Raw genomic sequence first — 16,563 nt, 5'->3', positions numbered from 1 at the left:
CTGTGTATGTCTGATTTGGAAAAAAACGTTGCCGAACTCAACGAAAAACTCAATCTTGTGCTTGCCGCGCTCTCATCGGCGGCATCGCCCTGCAAATATACCCTGCACGCATGGCTTGACGAATGGCTGCAAACGTACAAAGCCCCCAAAGTAAAGCCCATAACGCTCTATGCTCTCGACGTTGCCGTGCGGGTACATATAAAAAACGGACTGCCCGACGTTCCGCTCGATAGGCTCGACGGCTTGCAACTGCAAAAGTTTTTGCTTTCCATTCCCGCAACCCGCACACGCAAAACGGTGTTCGACGTTCTGAACGGCAGCTATAAAACCGCTTGCGCATTAAAGCTCTTGCGAGATAATCCCATGTCCGCCGTTTCCATTCCCCCGCACAAGCGGCACGTCGGCGCCGCTCTTACTTCCGACGAACTTGCCGACTTTGTGAACCGCATAAAAAAGCACAGGCTCGAAAAATTCTTTTTGTTTCTTCTGTTCACGGGGTGCAGGCGCGGCGAGGCTCTCGCTCTGAAAACGGACGACGTGGACTACGAAAACAACCGCCTACATATTCGCGGCACAAAAACCGATTTATCCGATAGGGTTATTCCCCTTTTCCGCTCGGTTGCCGACCTCTTGGCTGATTTGACGCCCTCTCCGTTCGGGTTCTTCTTCCCGTTCCGCCCCGATTACCCTACGCACGTTTTCAAAGATTTTTGTCCCGCGCACAAGTTGCACGACCTGCGTCACACGTTCGCCACTCGCTGTTTAGAAGCCGAAATTCCACTAAAAGTAGTGCAAACGTGGCTCGGTCACTCCGAAATAGACACCACAGCCGATATTTACACCCACGTTTCACAAAAACTCAACGATTCCGAAGCCCGCAAACTCGACGACTTTCTTTCCCGCTCCTAACAAAAAAACGCCGCTCTGCGACGTTTCTGTGGTCGAGGTGACGGGACTTGAACCCACGACCTCTTGGTCCCGAAAATTATGCGCCAAAATATGGCGCTTTTTTTTATTGTTTTTTAGAATCCGAAAGTAAGCGCGCAATATAATCGGAGCCACCGTATAAAATACGCATGATTGTTGCGGTTTCGGTTTTTTCGTTCACCGTATAAAAGATTATGTATTTTTCGACGAACGCCTGCAAATATTTGTATTCCAACGGTAAATCGTATTCTAACGGTTTACCGCTCATCGGAAAGTTTGCTATGCGATTGAATTGCTCGATAAATGCGTCAATCAGTTTAACTGCCGCCTCTGGATTATATAACGTGTGCGCAATATAATCGCCGATATTCTGCATATCTCTTTGCGCAATCGGCTGAATTATTACATTATAATTTTTCATATTGCGCTCTTAAATTTGCCAAAAATTCGGCGGCAGGAACTCCCGTTGCACCGTTTTTCAATTCGTCTTCCGCTTCTTTGAGTTTGTCGTACACAAACAAACGCGCCATTGTTTGATTGTATACGTCCATATTCATAATAACCATATCTCCGTAGCCGTTTTTCGTTACAAATATAGGCTCGTTAGACGCATTGCAAAGTTCGGATATTGCCGACGTGTTTTTCAAATCGCGTATCGGAATAATTTGTGACATAATTTCATTACCTCCATATCCGCCTGTGGTATAATTGTACCACAGTATATAGTATTTGTCAAGCGGACAATTTGATACCTTACGACAGCAACTTGTCTATGGCTTTGCGGAGCTCTGCGGGGGCGGAGTGATATTTGCGGAGAAGTTCGGAGTCAAACGGCGAGAGCGTTGCAGAACGGGCGTGTATTGTGTTGTTACTGTTTACGGTGTTATTGTTGCCCAAAACGTCACCCGACGTTAGCGTGACGTTTCCGAAGTCGTCTTCTTTACCTAAAAGAAAATCTGTGGTGACATCGAAGTAAGTGGCAATTTTTATAAGCATTTCTTGGTTGGGTTCATTTCGTCCGACTTCCCACCCGCTTACAGTCGATTTGCTGACATTCAGAATTTCGGCTAACTCCTTTTGTTGTATGCCTTTTTCTTCTCGAAGTTCCTTTAATTTGGATATGAATGTCTTCATGTAAATATTTTAACAGAAAATACGTATTGTGTCTTGACAAAATACGTATCGTGCGTTATAATATATAAAAACACGATTCGTGTTTTATGATTTTATGGAGGCAACGAAAATGGAAAACGAAAAGACAGTAATGGAAAAGGTGCAGAACTGCGTAGCATGTCACATGAGTATGTATAGCGAACGGCATATAAGACACTAAACGAAGTAACCGAAGCGTTCAAACGGATATTCGGTGAGTGAATCCGCACACGCGATGCGCCGGGAACGTTGCGAGAAAATTCACTTGTGCGAGTGAAAAGTTGCTTGTTCCGGAATCGATGCAGCACAACGAAAATCACATACGGCTACACCTGCCGAAAGCGGCAGATAGCAAATAAATACGGGGGTATTTAGGTAATGGCAAAAATCACCCGCCCCATAGATTGTACAATATGCAATCTTCGGGCAAAATGTGTAATCGGCATAAATGCCGAAGCGTTATTGCGTGTCGGACTTGGCAAAGTTCGGCGGCAAGACTGTTACAAACTGAACGGCGGAAAACTAATATCGCCACAAAAAAATCAAATTACAAGGAGTTAAAAAATTATGAAAGTAAGAGTAGACCTATTTGCAATCGGACGCGCCCCAAAAGCGAGCAAGAAAGGCAAAAAACATATGTTGTTTATGACCACGTTCGGCGACAGTGTACCCAAAGATGCAGACGGACTATACGAAGACGTAGACGTCGCCGACGTATGGATTCCGACTGTACTTGCGGATTTATTTAAGCCCGATATAAAAATACTCGGCGAAATGGATATAAGCGGCGAGTTCAAAAAACTGACGGCATTCGTTTGGCAAGGCAAGCGCTATGTTGTAGACGATAATCGCGAAGTGTCTATCGAGGACTACGAGGATAATTCGGATATATAGTCGTTCGGGTTGCCTCCGACGGTTATATAAATACCCCCAACGGGAGCGGCACGGTGTGTCACTCCCCTATGCCGAGTTGTTACGAACATATTCGAGGTCGTTCCTCGTGCTCGGCACTAATAAAAAACCTCGCGCCCAACGGGGAAAAGGGCAAAGGAAAGAAAATGCCGAAGTATCAAGAAACGAAACGGCGAGCGGAGATAGTGAAAACTTCTCCCGTGTATAGCACGGTAAACAAGACCAAAGGCGGCGAACGGGTGCGTCTCGGGACGAAAATTGAGTGTTCCGACGGCGTAACAAAAACGCTTTTGACGCCTGCGGGCAAGACTGCGAAAGCGGCGCAAGAGCTTCGTGTTGGCGCTCACATGACGAACGAGGGCAAATTCAAGTATGACGACAACGGCAATTTGAAAGAGCTCACAAAAGAGCAAAAGGCGTATCGTAGAGGACGGCTTGACCAAGCGCGCGACAGCGCAAAGTGCTTTAAAGCAAAAGGGGGCAAAAAATGAAACACTTTACTATGGGCAAACAGATGAAAAGACGCGGCGTTATCGTTGCGTTTTGTGCTATGGCGGTTTTGGCACTTGTCGCGGCACTTTCGTTTATGTCGAAAACGGAAGCGCGGGCGGCAAACGGTATTCACGGAACATTTTCACAAGTAGGCGAAAATTCGGTCAGTTTTGCGCTAACCGAAAACGTAATTGTTTCGTCAGATAATAAAATCGCCTTGTACGGGTGTAATTGGCGCGCGGCTCAATTGGGTGAAATTCGCGGCGCAGGGCGACTTTTGCAACAAATCAATGTGCAAGCGGATTCCACCACATTGAAAGCGGGCACTTTTTGGGTATTCAACATTCCCGAAAGTTTTTCGTATTCCACTGCGTCGTTTATTTTGGAGTTTACGGGCACCTATTGGGGAACGTCTTACAGCGAAATTTTGGTTATACAAAAGCCCGTTCCCCTGCCCGCCGACCCCGTGAAAGAAGGGCACCACTTTGTGGGGTGGTATTACGACGAAGAACTTACACGTCCGTATAACGGCGAGCCTATCTATGCGGATACTACATTGTATCCGAAGTTTGAAATCAACACCTATACGGTTACATACAATTCGACGGGCGGTAGTTCGGTAAACAGCGTAACGGTAAATTGGGATTCGGCGGCTCCCACTCCTACCCCCACTCGTACGGGCTATAAATTCGTCGGGTGGTTTATGTCGGACGGAACAAAATACGACGGTGCGGGCATTAAGGAAAACATTACTTTAATGGCGCATTGGGATATACAAATGTATACCGTTACGTTCATGAACGCGAACCACGAAGTGTATACCACTCTTTCCGTTCCTTACGGCACCACGCTCGTGAGCGCTATGGAAGAAGCGCAGATTGCGTCTTACGGCGTGAAAGACGTGTCGGGGTATCTCATAAGCAAAACGTCGTCTATAACCGAAGACACGCAAGTGCTCGTGTATGAACTCACAGGCATGGAAAAAGTCGGGGACTATATCGGCACGCACGAATGGGTGCTGTGGACGGTTGTGGGCTTTGTTGCGGCGCTCATGATTACGGCTGGCGTGGCAATCGCAGTGGCGGTAAAACGAGGGCAATAACTATGATACGCAGAATAATTACGGCGGTTATTGCCTTTATTCTGGGCGCGACTTGTGCGGTGGGCGGATTTTTCGTCTACCGCAAAGTCAAACCCACAGGAAAAGAATTTGCCACGCATACGGCACAATCGCTTCTTACGGACGCAAGTAAAAATCCGTATGAAAACCCCGATGACCCGAATACGACGTCAAGCGGCACATGCTTTTCCACCGACGTCATGACGGGTTACTTTATGGAAGTTAAACTTTCAAATCAGTCTACGGGAATTATAAACCCCGACTATGAAAAAAATTGGGGCGATTGGTCGGGCACGGCAGTTTGGTCGGACAAAACGCACGACGCGACGGCTTTGTTGACTTTTGTGGATATAAAATATAATAATCAACCCGTTTTCGTTAGCGTTTTCACCAAAGTGCGCTATGAAAGAAAGTCTATTTTTCACGCCGCTCGTTTGTGGTCGCAAGAAGATTTTACGGAAGAAAACGGCAAAGCGATTCGCATTCCCAAAAGTTATTATAACTTTATGCAATACGCTTTACTGAATCAAGGGGCGTCGTTGCGTCGTTTCAATTTAACGTTTATAAAAAATTCGGGGAAAGACGTTATGCCGCTAAAATATACGCAAGAAGTGGACGTGCGCTTATTCACAAAAGATATTCCCGCCGACAGCGACGACCCTACAAGTCCCGATTTCAAGTTGGATAATTGGGCGGGTATTATGTCCGCTATGAAAAACGGTAAAGGTTGCGCCTTCGATTCTATTCCCGATTGGCTTTGGGGTATTATTGTCTTTCTCGGCGTAATTCTTGCGATTCGTTTGCTTGTTTTATTCTTTGCAAAAAAATGATACGCATAATATCCGGCGAGCCGGGCGCGGGAAAAACGGCGCTTATGACTTGTTTTGCCGAACCGCATTTGAAAGGGACGCAGGCACACCGCGACGTGGTGCAGTGCCGCAAATTGCTTGCTCCCTTAAATGCGGGCGGCTTTTCGTATACGGCACCCGCCGACCATGTGACGTTCGCAGATTATACCATTATGACGGGACCGAATCGCAGCATAACAAATTATGAGTGTAACGGCTTTAATTTGGGCTTGTTTAACGACAGCCACCCCACAATGTTCCTGCCGCCCGCGTCGTACATCTTTCTCGATGAGGCGCAAAAGTATTTTAACAGCCGTGAAAAGGGGCTTGCGGATTGCGTTTCTCGGTTTTACGAGTTGCACCGTCATTATAGGCTGAATATCACAATATCCGTGCAACGCCCGAAACTCATCGACCTTAATATTCGCGAGCTTTCCGCCGAAGTCATTTTTGTGGAAGAGCTCGAACACGAGCAAACGGGCAGACGCGTGACGCGTTCGCAGTGGACTTGCTACCAATGGGACAACGTTGCCGCCGCTATCGCTTTCATAGAGGGCGGCAAAAGCAAAATTTTGCGCGGCGACAAAGTGCGTTTCGAGTACGCGGGCAACATTTTCAAACATTACGACAGTTACTCGTTCTTCCCCGCTTTCTTAAAAGGCAACGAGGACGAAAGTTTCAATCTTCGGCACGCCGTGCCTACGGGCTACACGCGCGCCGAAGTGGCAGACTTCAACGACCAACACGACTACACGGTACCCGACACCTACTACAAAAAAAGGAAGTAGCTATGTTACGAGTTGACGAATTAGCAAAAATAACCGAAGAACATTACAGACAGATTCGCACGCAGGGCGAACTACGCGACAACGACACAATCACGGATAAGCAACTAAACGTGTCGCAAACGCCCGTCATAAATGCCGCAAACGCCGTAGTAAAACTTCGACTGAAACAGGAAGAATATAGAGCCGCATGGGAGTACAAAGACACTCGCAAGGCGGATAAATGGGAGCATAAAGACAAAGTGCGGGAAATGAAAACGGCGCGCAAAAAGCTCACTGCCGCCCGTAAAGCGGAGAAAAAGGCAAACTCTGCCGCCGAGAAAGTCCGCCGCAAAGCCGAATCGAAAGCGAAGAAAATAGCAAAAAAGGAAAAAAGCAAGGCGGCAAAAGTAGCCAAAGCGGACGAAAAAAGGCGAAAAAAGTCGTTAAAAAACAGCGGAAATCCGCAAAAAGCAAGTGAAAAAACTATGCTCGAAGTCCGGAAACGTCACCCAAAAAGTCACTCGCGCGAGTGAGTGAACGCACGCCGATGCGCTGCGACGTCGCGCAAAAATTCACTTGCAACCAAAGGAAAACCCACGCACAACGCAAAGAGCAACGGCAAAAACTATTCCTTTTGCCATTCGCTCGGTTGCGGGTATGCGCTCCATTCCATCCCGCCCATAACCCATAAAGCCGCGAGAGCGGAACGCAAGCCACTGCCTGCATAAGGCAAAAAGCAATCCCCGCTCGGTGATGCGACCCCCGCGTTCCCCGCAAAGCTACTGCGGCGAGCCGAAAACTCTCGGCTTCCCGTAAAGCCCCTTCGTCATGGGCGGGTAAATTTACCTACGGCACGATTTTCCGTGTTTGCCGCACACGTCGCGGTCGAAAATTATCGCTTGCGTTTCGACCGCGACGTGCGCCGTAAACTCGGCGCGTGTTGCCTACTTGATAATGGCAACACTTAACTCACAAGAAAAGGCTAAAAACGGCTTTTTCTTTTCGCCATACCGTATAATCGTAAATCGGGGGTTTTATGTATAAATGCGAATATGACGGAAAGTGCCTTGCCTGTGATTTTTACAGTCGGTGTGCTTTTCGAGAAAAAATTACATTTAATAAGACCGAATTGCCAAAGTATGAAAATACGCTTTGGGGTCGTTGTATACATAAAAATTCTAAACATTGCCATAGTTGCGAACTGTATCGTGATTGTGTGGTAGAGCGCGGATTGCCTTACCGAGAGTTTGAACTTTCTAATGTAATATATAATAAATTCCCTAATTCCGACTATGACGAAATTGTATTTTATAAAGAGGGATTTCGGCATTTAGTTGACAGTGAAAATTTGACAAACGAGGACGTGAACCGAAAAAGGTTGTTGCAGCTCGGTGACGACGGCATATATGAACCTATTGACGACGATTTTTCCATTGCCGCCTTGCAACGTTCTATACGCAACGCAACAAAACGCAGTTTAGATACGTTTTACGGTTATGCGCAGTCTAACGACTGGGAATACTTCGGCACGCTCACGTTTTCGCCCGAAGCGGTTGACCGTTATGACATTGACGCAACAAAATCGTTGTATAGTGGGTTTCAACGTTGGTGTAAACGCAAAAGTCCCGATATGAAATTACTTGCCGTTCCCGAATGGCACAAAAAAGAAGTGAACGGAAAACGCGCTCTGCATCTGCATTTTCTTGCGTCGAATATCCGTTTTAATTTGGTATCGGCACAGAACCCCGAAACGGGAGCGTATTTATACGGTAGTTTCGGCGAACCTTTATTCAACATTAAAGATTGGACCTATGGGTTTAGTTCGCTTGCGATTATTCCGCCTGAAAATAATTACGCGCGTGTAACGAACTACATGAAAAAGTACATAACGAAAAGTATGAATATAGGGTATAACGCAAAGCGGTTTTATCATACCCGCAATTTGCTTTTCAAAAACAAGCATATTCTTCATTACGATTCGCAGGACGAATTAGAACAGGACGTTTCCGCTTTGGGATTGATTAAAGTAAAAGAGGACGAACGTCGCATTGTATATCGTAAAATTTTGAACGACAAGGAAACAGAAAATGAATGATTTGGAAAAGACCGTTGCCGAACTCAACGAAAAACTCAATCTTGTGCTTGCCGCGCTTTCATCGGCGGCACCGCCCTGCAAATATTCCCTGCACGCATGGCTCGACGAATGGCTGCAAACGTACAAAGCCCCCAAAGTAAAGCCCATAACGCTCTATGCTCTCGACGTTGCCGTGCGCGTTCACATTAAAAAAGGATTGCCCGACGTTCCGCTCGATAGGCTCGACGGCTTGCAACTGCAAAAGTTTTTGCTTTCCATTCCCGCAACCCGCACACGCAAAACGGTGTTCGACGTTCTGAACGGTAGCTATAAAACCGCTTGCGCATTAAAACTTTTGCGGGATAATCCCATGTCCGCCGTTTCCATTCCCCCGCACAAGCGGCACGTCGGCGCCGCTCTTACTTCCGACGAACTCGCCGACTTTGTGAACCGCATAAAAAAGCACAGGCTCGAAAAATTCTTTTTGTTTCTTCTTTTCACGGGGTGCAGGCGCGGCGAGGCTCTTGCTCTGAAAACGGACGACGTGGACTACGAAAACAACCGCCTACATATTCGCGGCACAAAAACCGATTTATCCGATAGGGTTATTCCCCTTTTCCGTTCGGTTGCCGACCTCTTGGCTGATTTAACGCCCTCTCCGTTCGGGTTCTTCTTCCCGTTCCGCCCCGATTACCCTACGCACGTTTTCAAAGATTTTTGTCCCGCGCACAAGTTGCACGACCTGCGTCACACGTTCGCCACCCGCTGTTTAGAAGCCGAAATCCCACTAAAAGTAGTGCAAACGTGGCTCGGTCACTCCGAAATAGACACCACAGCCGATATTTACACCCACGTTTCCCAAAAACTCAACGATTCCGAAGCCCGCAAACTCGACGACTTTCTTTCCCGCTCCTAACAAAAAAACGCCGCTCTGCGACGTTTCTGTGGTCGAGGTGACGGGACTTGAACCCACGACCTCTTGGTCCCGAACCAAGCGCGCTACCAAACTGCGCTACACCTCGTTGAATTCGGCGCGACTTTGGGCGCATATAGCCTGTCGCGTCAGCCTATATATTATATTCTTTCGAAAGAAGAATGTCAAGAGAAATTGCGCGGGTGCATAATAATACGCGAATTTGACGAATAAAATTAAACGACACAACTCGCGTTGAAAATTATTCGATATTTACACTCGAAAAAACTTGAACGAACGGCAAAAGTGTGGTATACTATTTTTATTATTTATTTTCGAGGAGAAACAAAAAACGTAAATGGACCCATCCCGAATAGGACTGACGGGAGCCGCAATGGGAGCTCCGCAGATAGGAATATTGGTTGCCATTGTACTAATGATTTTAATGTCGGGATTTTTCTCGGCATCCGAAATGGCGTATTCCACCGCCAACAAAATTCGATTACGCACGCTCGAAGCGGACGGCAACCGCTCCGCCAAAAGAGTGCTGAGGTTGCTCGATAGGTACGACCGCCTTTTAAGCACGATTTTAATAGGAAACAATATCGTAAATATAGTTGCGTCAACACTCGCAACTCTTTTATTCGCGCACCTGATTAAAAACGGCCAAATTGCCGCAGTGGTTTCTACCGCAGTGGTTACGGTTGCCGTTCTTATTTTCGGTGAAATCACTCCGAAAACGCTTGCAAAAAACTTTGCCGAAGGATTTGCCATGAAGATATGGCCGATTCTATGGTTTTTTATGATTATCCTTTTGCCGATAGACATTTTCCTACTCCCTTGGAAAAAACTTATCGGTAAAATCAAAAACAAAAACGCGGGCGCCATAACAGAAGACGAACTTATTACTTACGTTGAAACGGCGCAAAACGAAGGCGGCATAGACGAACACGAATCCCGCCTTATCCGTTCCGCAATAGAATTCGAGGACCTCGACGTAGACGACATAATGGTGCCGCGCGTAAACGTTGTCGCTATTGAAGAAAACGAAAGCTACGACGCTGTGGCGGACTTATTTTTAGACAACGGATTTTCGCGCATGCCCGTATTCAGCAAAACGATAGACAGCATTATAGGCATAGTTCACGAAAAAGATTTTTATAAGCTGTATCGCCTGCCCGAAGAACAACGTCCCGAATCGCTCAAAAGTCTTGTTCAACCCGTTGTGTGCGTGTCGCCGAGCATGAAAATCAGCACGGTGCTCCGCATGCTCCAAAAAGCCAAAATCCACATGGCTATAGTGGTTGACGAGTTCGGCGGCACCGAAGGCATTGTAACGCTCGAAGATATTCTCGAAGAACTTGTGGGCGAAATTTACGACGAACACGACGAAGTTGAAGTGCTAAGCCGTAAGGTGGGCGACGACACCTATCTTGTGTCGGGCGCGCACAACCTCGAAGACTTATTCGAAGCCTTCGACATGCACGTTAAAGAGGAATTCGATTCCACGACGGTGGGCGGTTGGCTCACCGAACAACTCGGCAAAATCCCGTCGGCTGGCGAAAAACTGTCGTTTGAAAACCTCGACGTTACCGTAACTAAGGCAAACAACAAACGCGTGCTCGAAGTTCGCATAAAAGTAAATCCCGTTGAAGAAGAACAGGAAAGCGGGCTTGAAAAACTGCTCGGCGGCGCGCGGGATAAAGAGCGCGACAAAGAGCGCAAAGAAGACGCCGAAAAAGAGAAACATGACGACGAAGAGCCTGAGCCCGTGCTTATAGGCGGAGTTCACGACGGCGACGAAACCAACAACGAAACGAAAGAACTCGAAGTAGAGCATACGAACGACGAAAAATCCAACGGTAAAGAAAGTGATTAAATGGTCGGAGAATTGCTTGACGCTCTGTTAGACACTTTAAAGCTTATGCCTTGGCTACTTGTCATGCATGTGCTTATAGAGGTGTTCGAATACCACGCCGTATCCAAAATAAAACTTAATAAGGTGTTGCGCGGCCCGTTCGCTCCGCTTATAGGCGGGGCTTGCGGGATTTTGCCGCAGTGCGGTTTCGGCGTTGTAGCCGCTGACCTATATAGCAGAAAAAGCATACGTTTAGGCACTATGGCGGCAGTTTTTATTGCCACAAGCGACGAGGCTATTCCCATATTGCTCAGCGCCCCTACGGCGGACTCGGTTGTTAAGCTTTGCGTGCTTCTCGGCTTTAAGTTTGCCGCCGCCCTTGTTGCGGGCTACTCTTTGAATTTTATTTTGCGCAAACGCGAACTCAGCGAATTCGACGCGGCAACAACAGTAATTCGCGGATGTCATCGCCACGAGCTCGGCGAACATACTCACGAAGCGCACTCCCACGAACACAAACACGAACATGGACATAAAGAACAATTAAATACGCAAGAAACCGCTTGCTTTAATAGCACCGAAACATTAACGCCGGACGAACGCGAGCAACCCGAATCCGACAAAACCGAAAGTAAAAAAAGTTTCGACTTTAAATGTTTTGTCGTGCATCCCCTGCTGCACACTCTAACGGTGGCGGGCTATATTTTAGCGGTGAACGTGCTTTTCGCCGTTATTCTGCACTTTGTGGGCGAGCAAAGACTTACGGATTTTTTGACTGCGGCAAAGTTTTACCAACCGTTTTTGGCGGGACTCGTAGGGCTTATACCAAACTGCGCTTCAAGCGTGATTCTTGCGCAAATGTTTGCGCGCGGAAGCATTACGCTCGGCGCCGCATTTGCGGGGCTCAGCGTTAACGCAGGGCTGGGGCTTGCCGTGTTGCTTCGCCGTAACCGTCCCGTTAAAAACACGTTTTTTATAGCGGCGGGACTGTATTTATACAGTTGCATTGTGGGAATAGCGCTGAGCTTTATTCCTATGTAGCCGCACGAAAACCGCATTCCCCCCCCTTGCGCCAACGCTCAAATCCGCATGAAAAACTGCGTTAAAGAGTTTGACAAACTCGGCGCGGAATGATATAATAATTCACAGACTCGGGCAATTAACTCAGCGGGAGAGTGCTACCTTCACATGGTAGAAGTCACAGGTTCGAACCCTGTATTGCCCACCAATAGATGACCGATAAGAACTGTTATCTTATCGGTCATTTTTATATTCTTTGTAAGTAATCATAGTGAGCCTTACTTGATTGCTTAATTAAATATTTTGTTTTGCTATAATAATTTTACGATAAACAGTAAATTAGAGGATAATTAAAATGATTTTACCCGCACCACTTATTGTGAGAAGACGTGTCATAAACAAATTGTTAAAAAATGCTGTTTCAGGTGAAAATGCCATTACGTTAGAGGACGCGAGAATCGAAACCCCGATAATTTTCGAGCAATCAACTCACGCTTAATCGAACAAGGCGTTTTACATCGACTTGACAGTAGATACTATCTTGATACGACAAAGTTATAAATTTCAATTCAGCATAGATTGGCGGGTATAAACCCGCCCTTTATATTTGAAAAATTATCAAATACTATTATAAAAGACAATCGGTAAATTTGTAGAGTTGTTATGAGTATAAACATCTTTTATTTTGCACTGATTTATCGTATAATTAAATTGCTGAAACTGTTAAAGGAGTTTGCTTATGGACTATAAGAAAATAGGATTATTTATCGCGCAAGAACGAAAAGCAAAAAATCTTACACAAGAGGCTCTTGCTAAAAAATTATATGTAAGTGCAAAAACAATTTCAAAATGGGAAAATGGCAACGGTTTACCTGATACAAGTATTTTGACAAATCTTTGTGCAATCCTAGAAATAACAATAAATGAACTTTTAAGCGGAGAGCATTTAGATGATGTCGTCTACAAGGAAACAGCCGAAAATAATATTGCCGTTGTTTTTGAAGAAAGTGAACGAAAAATTAAAAAATATAACAAAATAATGAATTGGATAATTGCATTTGTTGTTGCTGCTATTTATCTTACCGTAAGCTTGATAACACAAAAATGGGAATACACTTGGATAATTTGGCTTGTATATTGTGTTTATCGAATTTTTGTCGAATATGTTTTTAAGTATATAAAAAATAAATAGCGTGTGATTAATTATTGACTTACTACACCGTATGCCGACTGTGGGTATAAATTTCAATTTGACGTGCAGTGAAGTCAGTCAAGCGGTTCGGCAATAAATATACGCGACCGCGGCGACACGCCGCTAAATTGAAATTTAGCGGCGAATGTCTGATAAGACCAATCTTGTCAGTTATTCTTCTTTGTGCCAAGCGACTACTTTTTACAAGTTCTGGAGTAGCAGTGAATTTGTTTTTTAAACGGTTCTTACGCGCACATTGTCGCCCACCACCTAAAACGAACCGCAAACAAGTGTTCGGGTTAGGTTTTTTCTTTAACGTTTCAGGTTGCAACTGCCCCGCCATTCAAACCTATTGTATTGACAAATTATCTGTTGCAATGGTAATATTATATTATGTGCAAAACAAACATTGCGACGGCGAAGACTCAACACGCTTCTTAAACGGCAATTTTAATCTATTATGGGAAAGCGGTTGCGTCAATATATTTGTCAATTATAAGATAAACTGCGAAGTGCAAATTTTCGACGGTTATTTTACGATATTAGATTGGTACGGATACAATCATTTTTATGACGAAAACGGAGAGCTAACAAGCGTATATTGTCCGCAATATGACTGCAACAAAAACGACGGGGAAAACTCGGCTTGATTATTATCGCTAAATCATGTAATCGGTTTGCTTTTTATTCGGTTATGTTCGTTGGCGACGGATGTCGAAGTCATATTTTTACAACTTCAAATCACTTGAAAACCGTCGGCGTTTGTATTATAATATGCAAGAGAATTATTTATGAGCGACGGTAGAACAAATCCGAGCCCAATTTATAGAGTTACTTAAAGGCTCCCTTTCATTGATTATAGCTTTTAAGTTTGTTGATGCACCGATAAATTGCACAAATCAGAGCTTGCGCCTTATTGACCTTTATAACAATAAAACGAGTATGAGTATTATAGGATTAGAACGTGGCAAAACAGCCCTATACGAACATGACTTTGCTTGGAATAAAGAAGCCGAGCGAACAATCGGCGAGCTTAAAAGCATTTTCGGAAACACGGCAAAAGAAATCGAGCATGTCGGGAGCACTGCAATAAACACGATAAAGGCAAAGCCTATCATCGATATTGCCGTTGCGGCAACCGACTTTGCAAGCGTCTTGCGATATAATACCGAGCTCGAAGCACACGGATTTTATTACCGCTATGCTACGGACTATGCGGACAACAACATTAGCGGAGCAATAGATTTTAATGCAACGGATATTCGCCGACTTTTATATGCGTGCGGCGGATACTACGACGGGTCAAACAAACTGCAAACGCACTTTATTCATGTAGTGAAAACCGACAGCATAGAGTGGCGAAATTATATTAAATTCCGTGATTATCTTAATGCAAATCCGCAAGCTGCCAAAGAGTACGAAAACCTTAAAATAAAGCTATGTTGCGAGTATGCGGACAACCGCTACATATACACAGCGCGCAAACATGAATTTATTGCGCGTATAGTTTCGAAGAATTGACGAGCCCATATTACAAATGCGAAATGTTCTCTTTGTTGCCGTAAATAACTGTTGTGGTATAACAATTCCGTGATTGCCTATAATAATCGGCAGGAAGGTATTTTTATGGCGCGACTACCTAATCATATAGGCATTATTCCCGACGGGAACAGACGTTGGGCAAAACAGAAAGGGCTTAAAAAAGAGGACGGCTATGCTTACGGGCTGTCGGCGGGTTTAAATTTGCTGCGGGCTTCGAAAGAACACGGAATAAAAGAACTCACCTTTTACGGCTTTACGGTGGATAATTGCAAGCGCCCCAAAGAGCAAGTAACGGCATTCTCGCACGCGTGCGAAGAAGCGGCAAAAATCATTGCGACGGAAGACTTTTATTTGCGCGTTGTAGGCAATACGAAGTCGGCATGGTTTCCGCCCTCTTTGCTCCCCTATACGGTTGAATACGAAAATCCGCCCGAAGAAAAGTTGCGCGTAAATCTTTTAGTGAACTACGGTTGGGAATGGGATATAAACAACGGTTTTTTATCGCGCGATATTCCCCGCATCGATTTGGTGATTCGTTGGGGCGGAATGTGCAGATTATCCGGCTTTCTTCCCCTTCAAACGGTTTATTCGGACATTTGCGTTTTAGACGAGCTATGGCCCGATTTCGAAGAAACGCAATTTAATAAAGCGCTTGAATGGTATAATAAGCAAGACGTGACTTTGGGCGGATAAAATAGCGGAGAATCTTTTGAGATTCTCCCTCCCAAACGCTACATATTATTTTTAAAATACTCTTGACAAATTAAATCGCTGTATGCAATAATACGAATACAGAGAACGCAAGCAACCGTTGCAAAACAACACGCTTATAAGTCTCATCGTTCTATTTTTACAAAGGCGGATTATTATGGCGGACGATTTTCCGACAAGCGAAGGCTATTTGAAATATCCCGTGTTACTCGTTCACGGATTCGGATTCCGCGACAGAAAGGCTCTCAATTACTGGGGTAGAATTCCCAAAATGCTCGCCGAAAAAGGTTGCGCGGTTTTTTACGGAAAGCAAGACAGCAGTGCGACAATAGAAGACAACGCGCTTTTCTTAAAAAACCGAGTGCACGACATATTGCATGAAACGGGCGCGGAGAAAGTGAACATTATAGCGCACTCCAAAGGCGGACTCGAAGCGCGGTACATGATTTCCAAATTGCAAACCGACAGCCAAGTGGCTTCGCTTACCACTATAGCCACTCCGCATCACGGCTCGCTCACTCTTCAAAAAATCCCCAAATTTCTATTGAAAATCGCGGGCTTTTTCACAAGCATAGCAATGAAAATATTGGGAGACAAAAAGCCGAACGCATACAAAGCATTTTTGGATTTCCGAGCGGACAACGCCAAAATATTTAACGCCGAAACTCCCGACAGCGAAAACGTTTATTACCAAAGCTACGCTTTTTCCATGAAACATGACATTATATTATGGTTTACACACTTAATAATTAAAAAAGCGGAGGGTGAGAACGACGGGCTTGTTTCGGTAAAATCAGCCGAATGGGGCGACTTTAAAGGAATTATACGAAGCAACTCCAAAAGAGGAATCTCCCATTGCGACGAAGTGGATTTCAGACGAAGAAAATTTACCAAGAAAACGGGCGACGGCGTAAGCGACATTTTGGAAGTTTATTCGAAAATTGTCGACGACTTATGCTTAAAAGGTTTTTGAGCCTCGCAAAAAAACTAATACTTTACCATATAAAACACAACAAAAAGAGGAACGAGCACAAA

General features: G+C 45.2%; 18 protein-coding genes and 2 tRNA genes. 16 read left to right on the top strand and 4 right to left on the bottom strand.

Annotated features, from left to right (window positions below):
• Positions 1-6 precede the first annotated feature (6 nt).
• Positions 7-909 carry a tyrosine-type recombinase/integrase gene (locus tag NFR62_RS06480; protein WP_251616288.1) on the top strand — a complete coding sequence of 301 codons (903 nt, stop codon included), beginning with the start codon at positions 7-9 and terminating at the stop codon, positions 907-909.
• A 103-nt stretch (positions 910-1,012) separates the two neighbouring features.
• Here NFR62_RS06480 and NFR62_RS06475 read toward each other — a convergent pair whose 3' ends face one another.
• The 3 genes from NFR62_RS06475 to NFR62_RS06465 all read right to left on the bottom strand — a co-directional run bounded on the left by NFR62_RS06475 (position 1,013) and on the right by NFR62_RS06465 (position 2,061).
• Positions 1,013-1,348, bottom strand: a complete 336-nt coding sequence (locus tag NFR62_RS06475; RefSeq protein ID WP_251616286.1) for a type II toxin-antitoxin system RelE/ParE family toxin — start codon at positions 1,346-1,348, stop codon at positions 1,013-1,015.
• Positions 1,335-1,601: a type II toxin-antitoxin system Phd/YefM family antitoxin gene (locus NFR62_RS06470; protein WP_251616284.1), complete on the bottom strand. Its 267-nt coding sequence runs from the start codon at positions 1,599-1,601 to the stop codon at positions 1,335-1,337. The genes NFR62_RS06475 and NFR62_RS06470 overlap by 14 nt, the downstream gene beginning before the upstream one ends.
• Positions 1,602-1,680: 79 nt before the next feature.
• Positions 1,681-2,061 carry a helix-turn-helix domain-containing protein gene (locus tag NFR62_RS06465; RefSeq protein WP_251616281.1) on the bottom strand — a complete coding sequence of 127 codons (381 nt, stop codon included), beginning with the start codon at positions 2,059-2,061 and terminating at the stop codon, positions 1,681-1,683.
• Between the two features lie 585 nt (positions 2,062-2,646).
• Here NFR62_RS06465 and NFR62_RS06460 point away from each other — a divergent pair.
• The 8 genes from NFR62_RS06460 to NFR62_RS06425 all read left to right on the top strand — a co-directional run bounded on the left by NFR62_RS06460 (position 2,647) and on the right by NFR62_RS06425 (position 9,208).
• Positions 2,647-2,973 carry a hypothetical protein gene (locus NFR62_RS06460; protein ID WP_251616279.1) on the top strand — a complete coding sequence of 109 codons (327 nt, stop codon included), beginning with the start codon at positions 2,647-2,649 and terminating at the stop codon, positions 2,971-2,973.
• Between the two features lie 164 nt (positions 2,974-3,137).
• Positions 3,138-3,482 carry a hypothetical protein gene (locus tag NFR62_RS06455; protein WP_251616276.1) on the top strand — a complete coding sequence of 115 codons (345 nt, stop codon included), beginning with the start codon at positions 3,138-3,140 and terminating at the stop codon, positions 3,480-3,482.
• Positions 3,479-4,585: an InlB B-repeat-containing protein gene (locus NFR62_RS06450; RefSeq protein WP_251616271.1), complete on the top strand. Its 1,107-nt coding sequence runs from the start codon at positions 3,479-3,481 to the stop codon at positions 4,583-4,585. The genes NFR62_RS06455 and NFR62_RS06450 overlap by 4 nt, the downstream gene beginning before the upstream one ends.
• Before the next feature lie 2 nt (positions 4,586-4,587).
• Positions 4,588-5,433: a hypothetical protein gene (locus NFR62_RS06445; protein ID WP_251616270.1), complete on the top strand. Its 846-nt coding sequence runs from the start codon at positions 4,588-4,590 to the stop codon at positions 5,431-5,433.
• Entirely contained in the window at positions 5,430-6,239 is an 810-nt protein-coding gene (locus tag NFR62_RS06440) for a zonular occludens toxin domain-containing protein (protein ID WP_251616269.1), read from the top strand. Before NFR62_RS06445 ends, NFR62_RS06440 begins: the two co-directional genes overlap by 4 nt.
• 2 nt (positions 6,240-6,241) lie before the next feature.
• A complete protein-coding gene (locus NFR62_RS06435; protein WP_251616268.1) occupies positions 6,242-6,751 on the top strand; it encodes a hypothetical protein in 510 nt (169 codons plus the stop codon).
• A gap of 815 nt (positions 6,752-7,566) precedes the next feature.
• A complete protein-coding gene (locus tag NFR62_RS06430; protein WP_251616267.1) occupies positions 7,567-8,313 on the top strand; it encodes a rolling circle replication-associated protein in 747 nt (248 codons plus the stop codon).
• The gene (locus NFR62_RS06425) at positions 8,306-9,208 is read left to right on the top strand and encodes a tyrosine-type recombinase/integrase (protein ID WP_251616266.1); all 903 of its coding nucleotides are present in this window, start codon (positions 8,306-8,308) and stop codon (positions 9,206-9,208) included. The genes NFR62_RS06430 and NFR62_RS06425 overlap by 8 nt, the downstream gene beginning before the upstream one ends.
• Positions 9,209-9,237: 29 nt before the next feature.
• Here the strand turns inward: NFR62_RS06425 and NFR62_RS06420 are convergent.
• Positions 9,238-9,314, bottom strand: a tRNA-Pro gene (locus tag NFR62_RS06420).
• 249 nt (positions 9,315-9,563) lie between these two features.
• Between NFR62_RS06420 and NFR62_RS06415 the strand changes: the two genes are divergently transcribed.
• The 7 genes from NFR62_RS06415 to NFR62_RS06385 all read left to right on the top strand — a co-directional run bounded on the left by NFR62_RS06415 (position 9,564) and on the right by NFR62_RS06385 (position 16,501).
• Positions 9,564-11,084, top strand: a complete 1,521-nt coding sequence (locus NFR62_RS06415) for a hemolysin family protein (protein WP_251616263.1) — start codon at positions 9,564-9,566, stop codon at positions 11,082-11,084.
• On the top strand, positions 11,085-12,104 hold the full coding sequence (locus NFR62_RS06410) for a putative manganese transporter (protein ID WP_251616260.1): 1,020 nt from the start codon (positions 11,085-11,087) through the stop codon (positions 12,102-12,104).
• A gap of 112 nt (positions 12,105-12,216) precedes the next feature.
• Positions 12,217-12,291, top strand: a tRNA-Val gene (locus tag NFR62_RS06405).
• Positions 12,292-12,822: 531 nt separating this feature from the next.
• Positions 12,823-13,275, top strand: coding sequence for a helix-turn-helix domain-containing protein (locus tag NFR62_RS06400; RefSeq protein WP_251616258.1), 453 nt, complete (start codon positions 12,823-12,825; stop codon positions 13,273-13,275).
• Positions 13,276-14,217: 942 nt separating this feature from the next.
• Positions 14,218-14,796 carry a GrpB family protein gene (locus NFR62_RS06395; RefSeq protein WP_251616255.1) on the top strand — a complete coding sequence of 193 codons (579 nt, stop codon included), beginning with the start codon at positions 14,218-14,220 and terminating at the stop codon, positions 14,794-14,796.
• A 105-nt stretch (positions 14,797-14,901) separates the two neighbouring features.
• Positions 14,902-15,510 carry an undecaprenyl diphosphate synthase family protein gene (locus NFR62_RS06390; RefSeq protein WP_251616252.1) on the top strand — a complete coding sequence of 203 codons (609 nt, stop codon included), beginning with the start codon at positions 14,902-14,904 and terminating at the stop codon, positions 15,508-15,510.
• 175 nt (positions 15,511-15,685) lie between these two features.
• Positions 15,686-16,501 carry a lipase family alpha/beta hydrolase gene (locus NFR62_RS06385; RefSeq protein WP_251616237.1) on the top strand — a complete coding sequence of 272 codons (816 nt, stop codon included), beginning with the start codon at positions 15,686-15,688 and terminating at the stop codon, positions 16,499-16,501.
• The last annotated feature ends 62 nt before the right edge of the window (positions 16,502-16,563 follow it).

The organism is Pumilibacter muris (assembly GCF_943193045.1).
GTDB lineage: Bacteria > Bacillota > Clostridia > Christensenellales > Pumilibacteraceae > Pumilibacter > Pumilibacter muris.
Note: the sequence above shows the minus strand (reverse complement) of the source record. Positions and strands in the feature narration are given on the sequence as shown.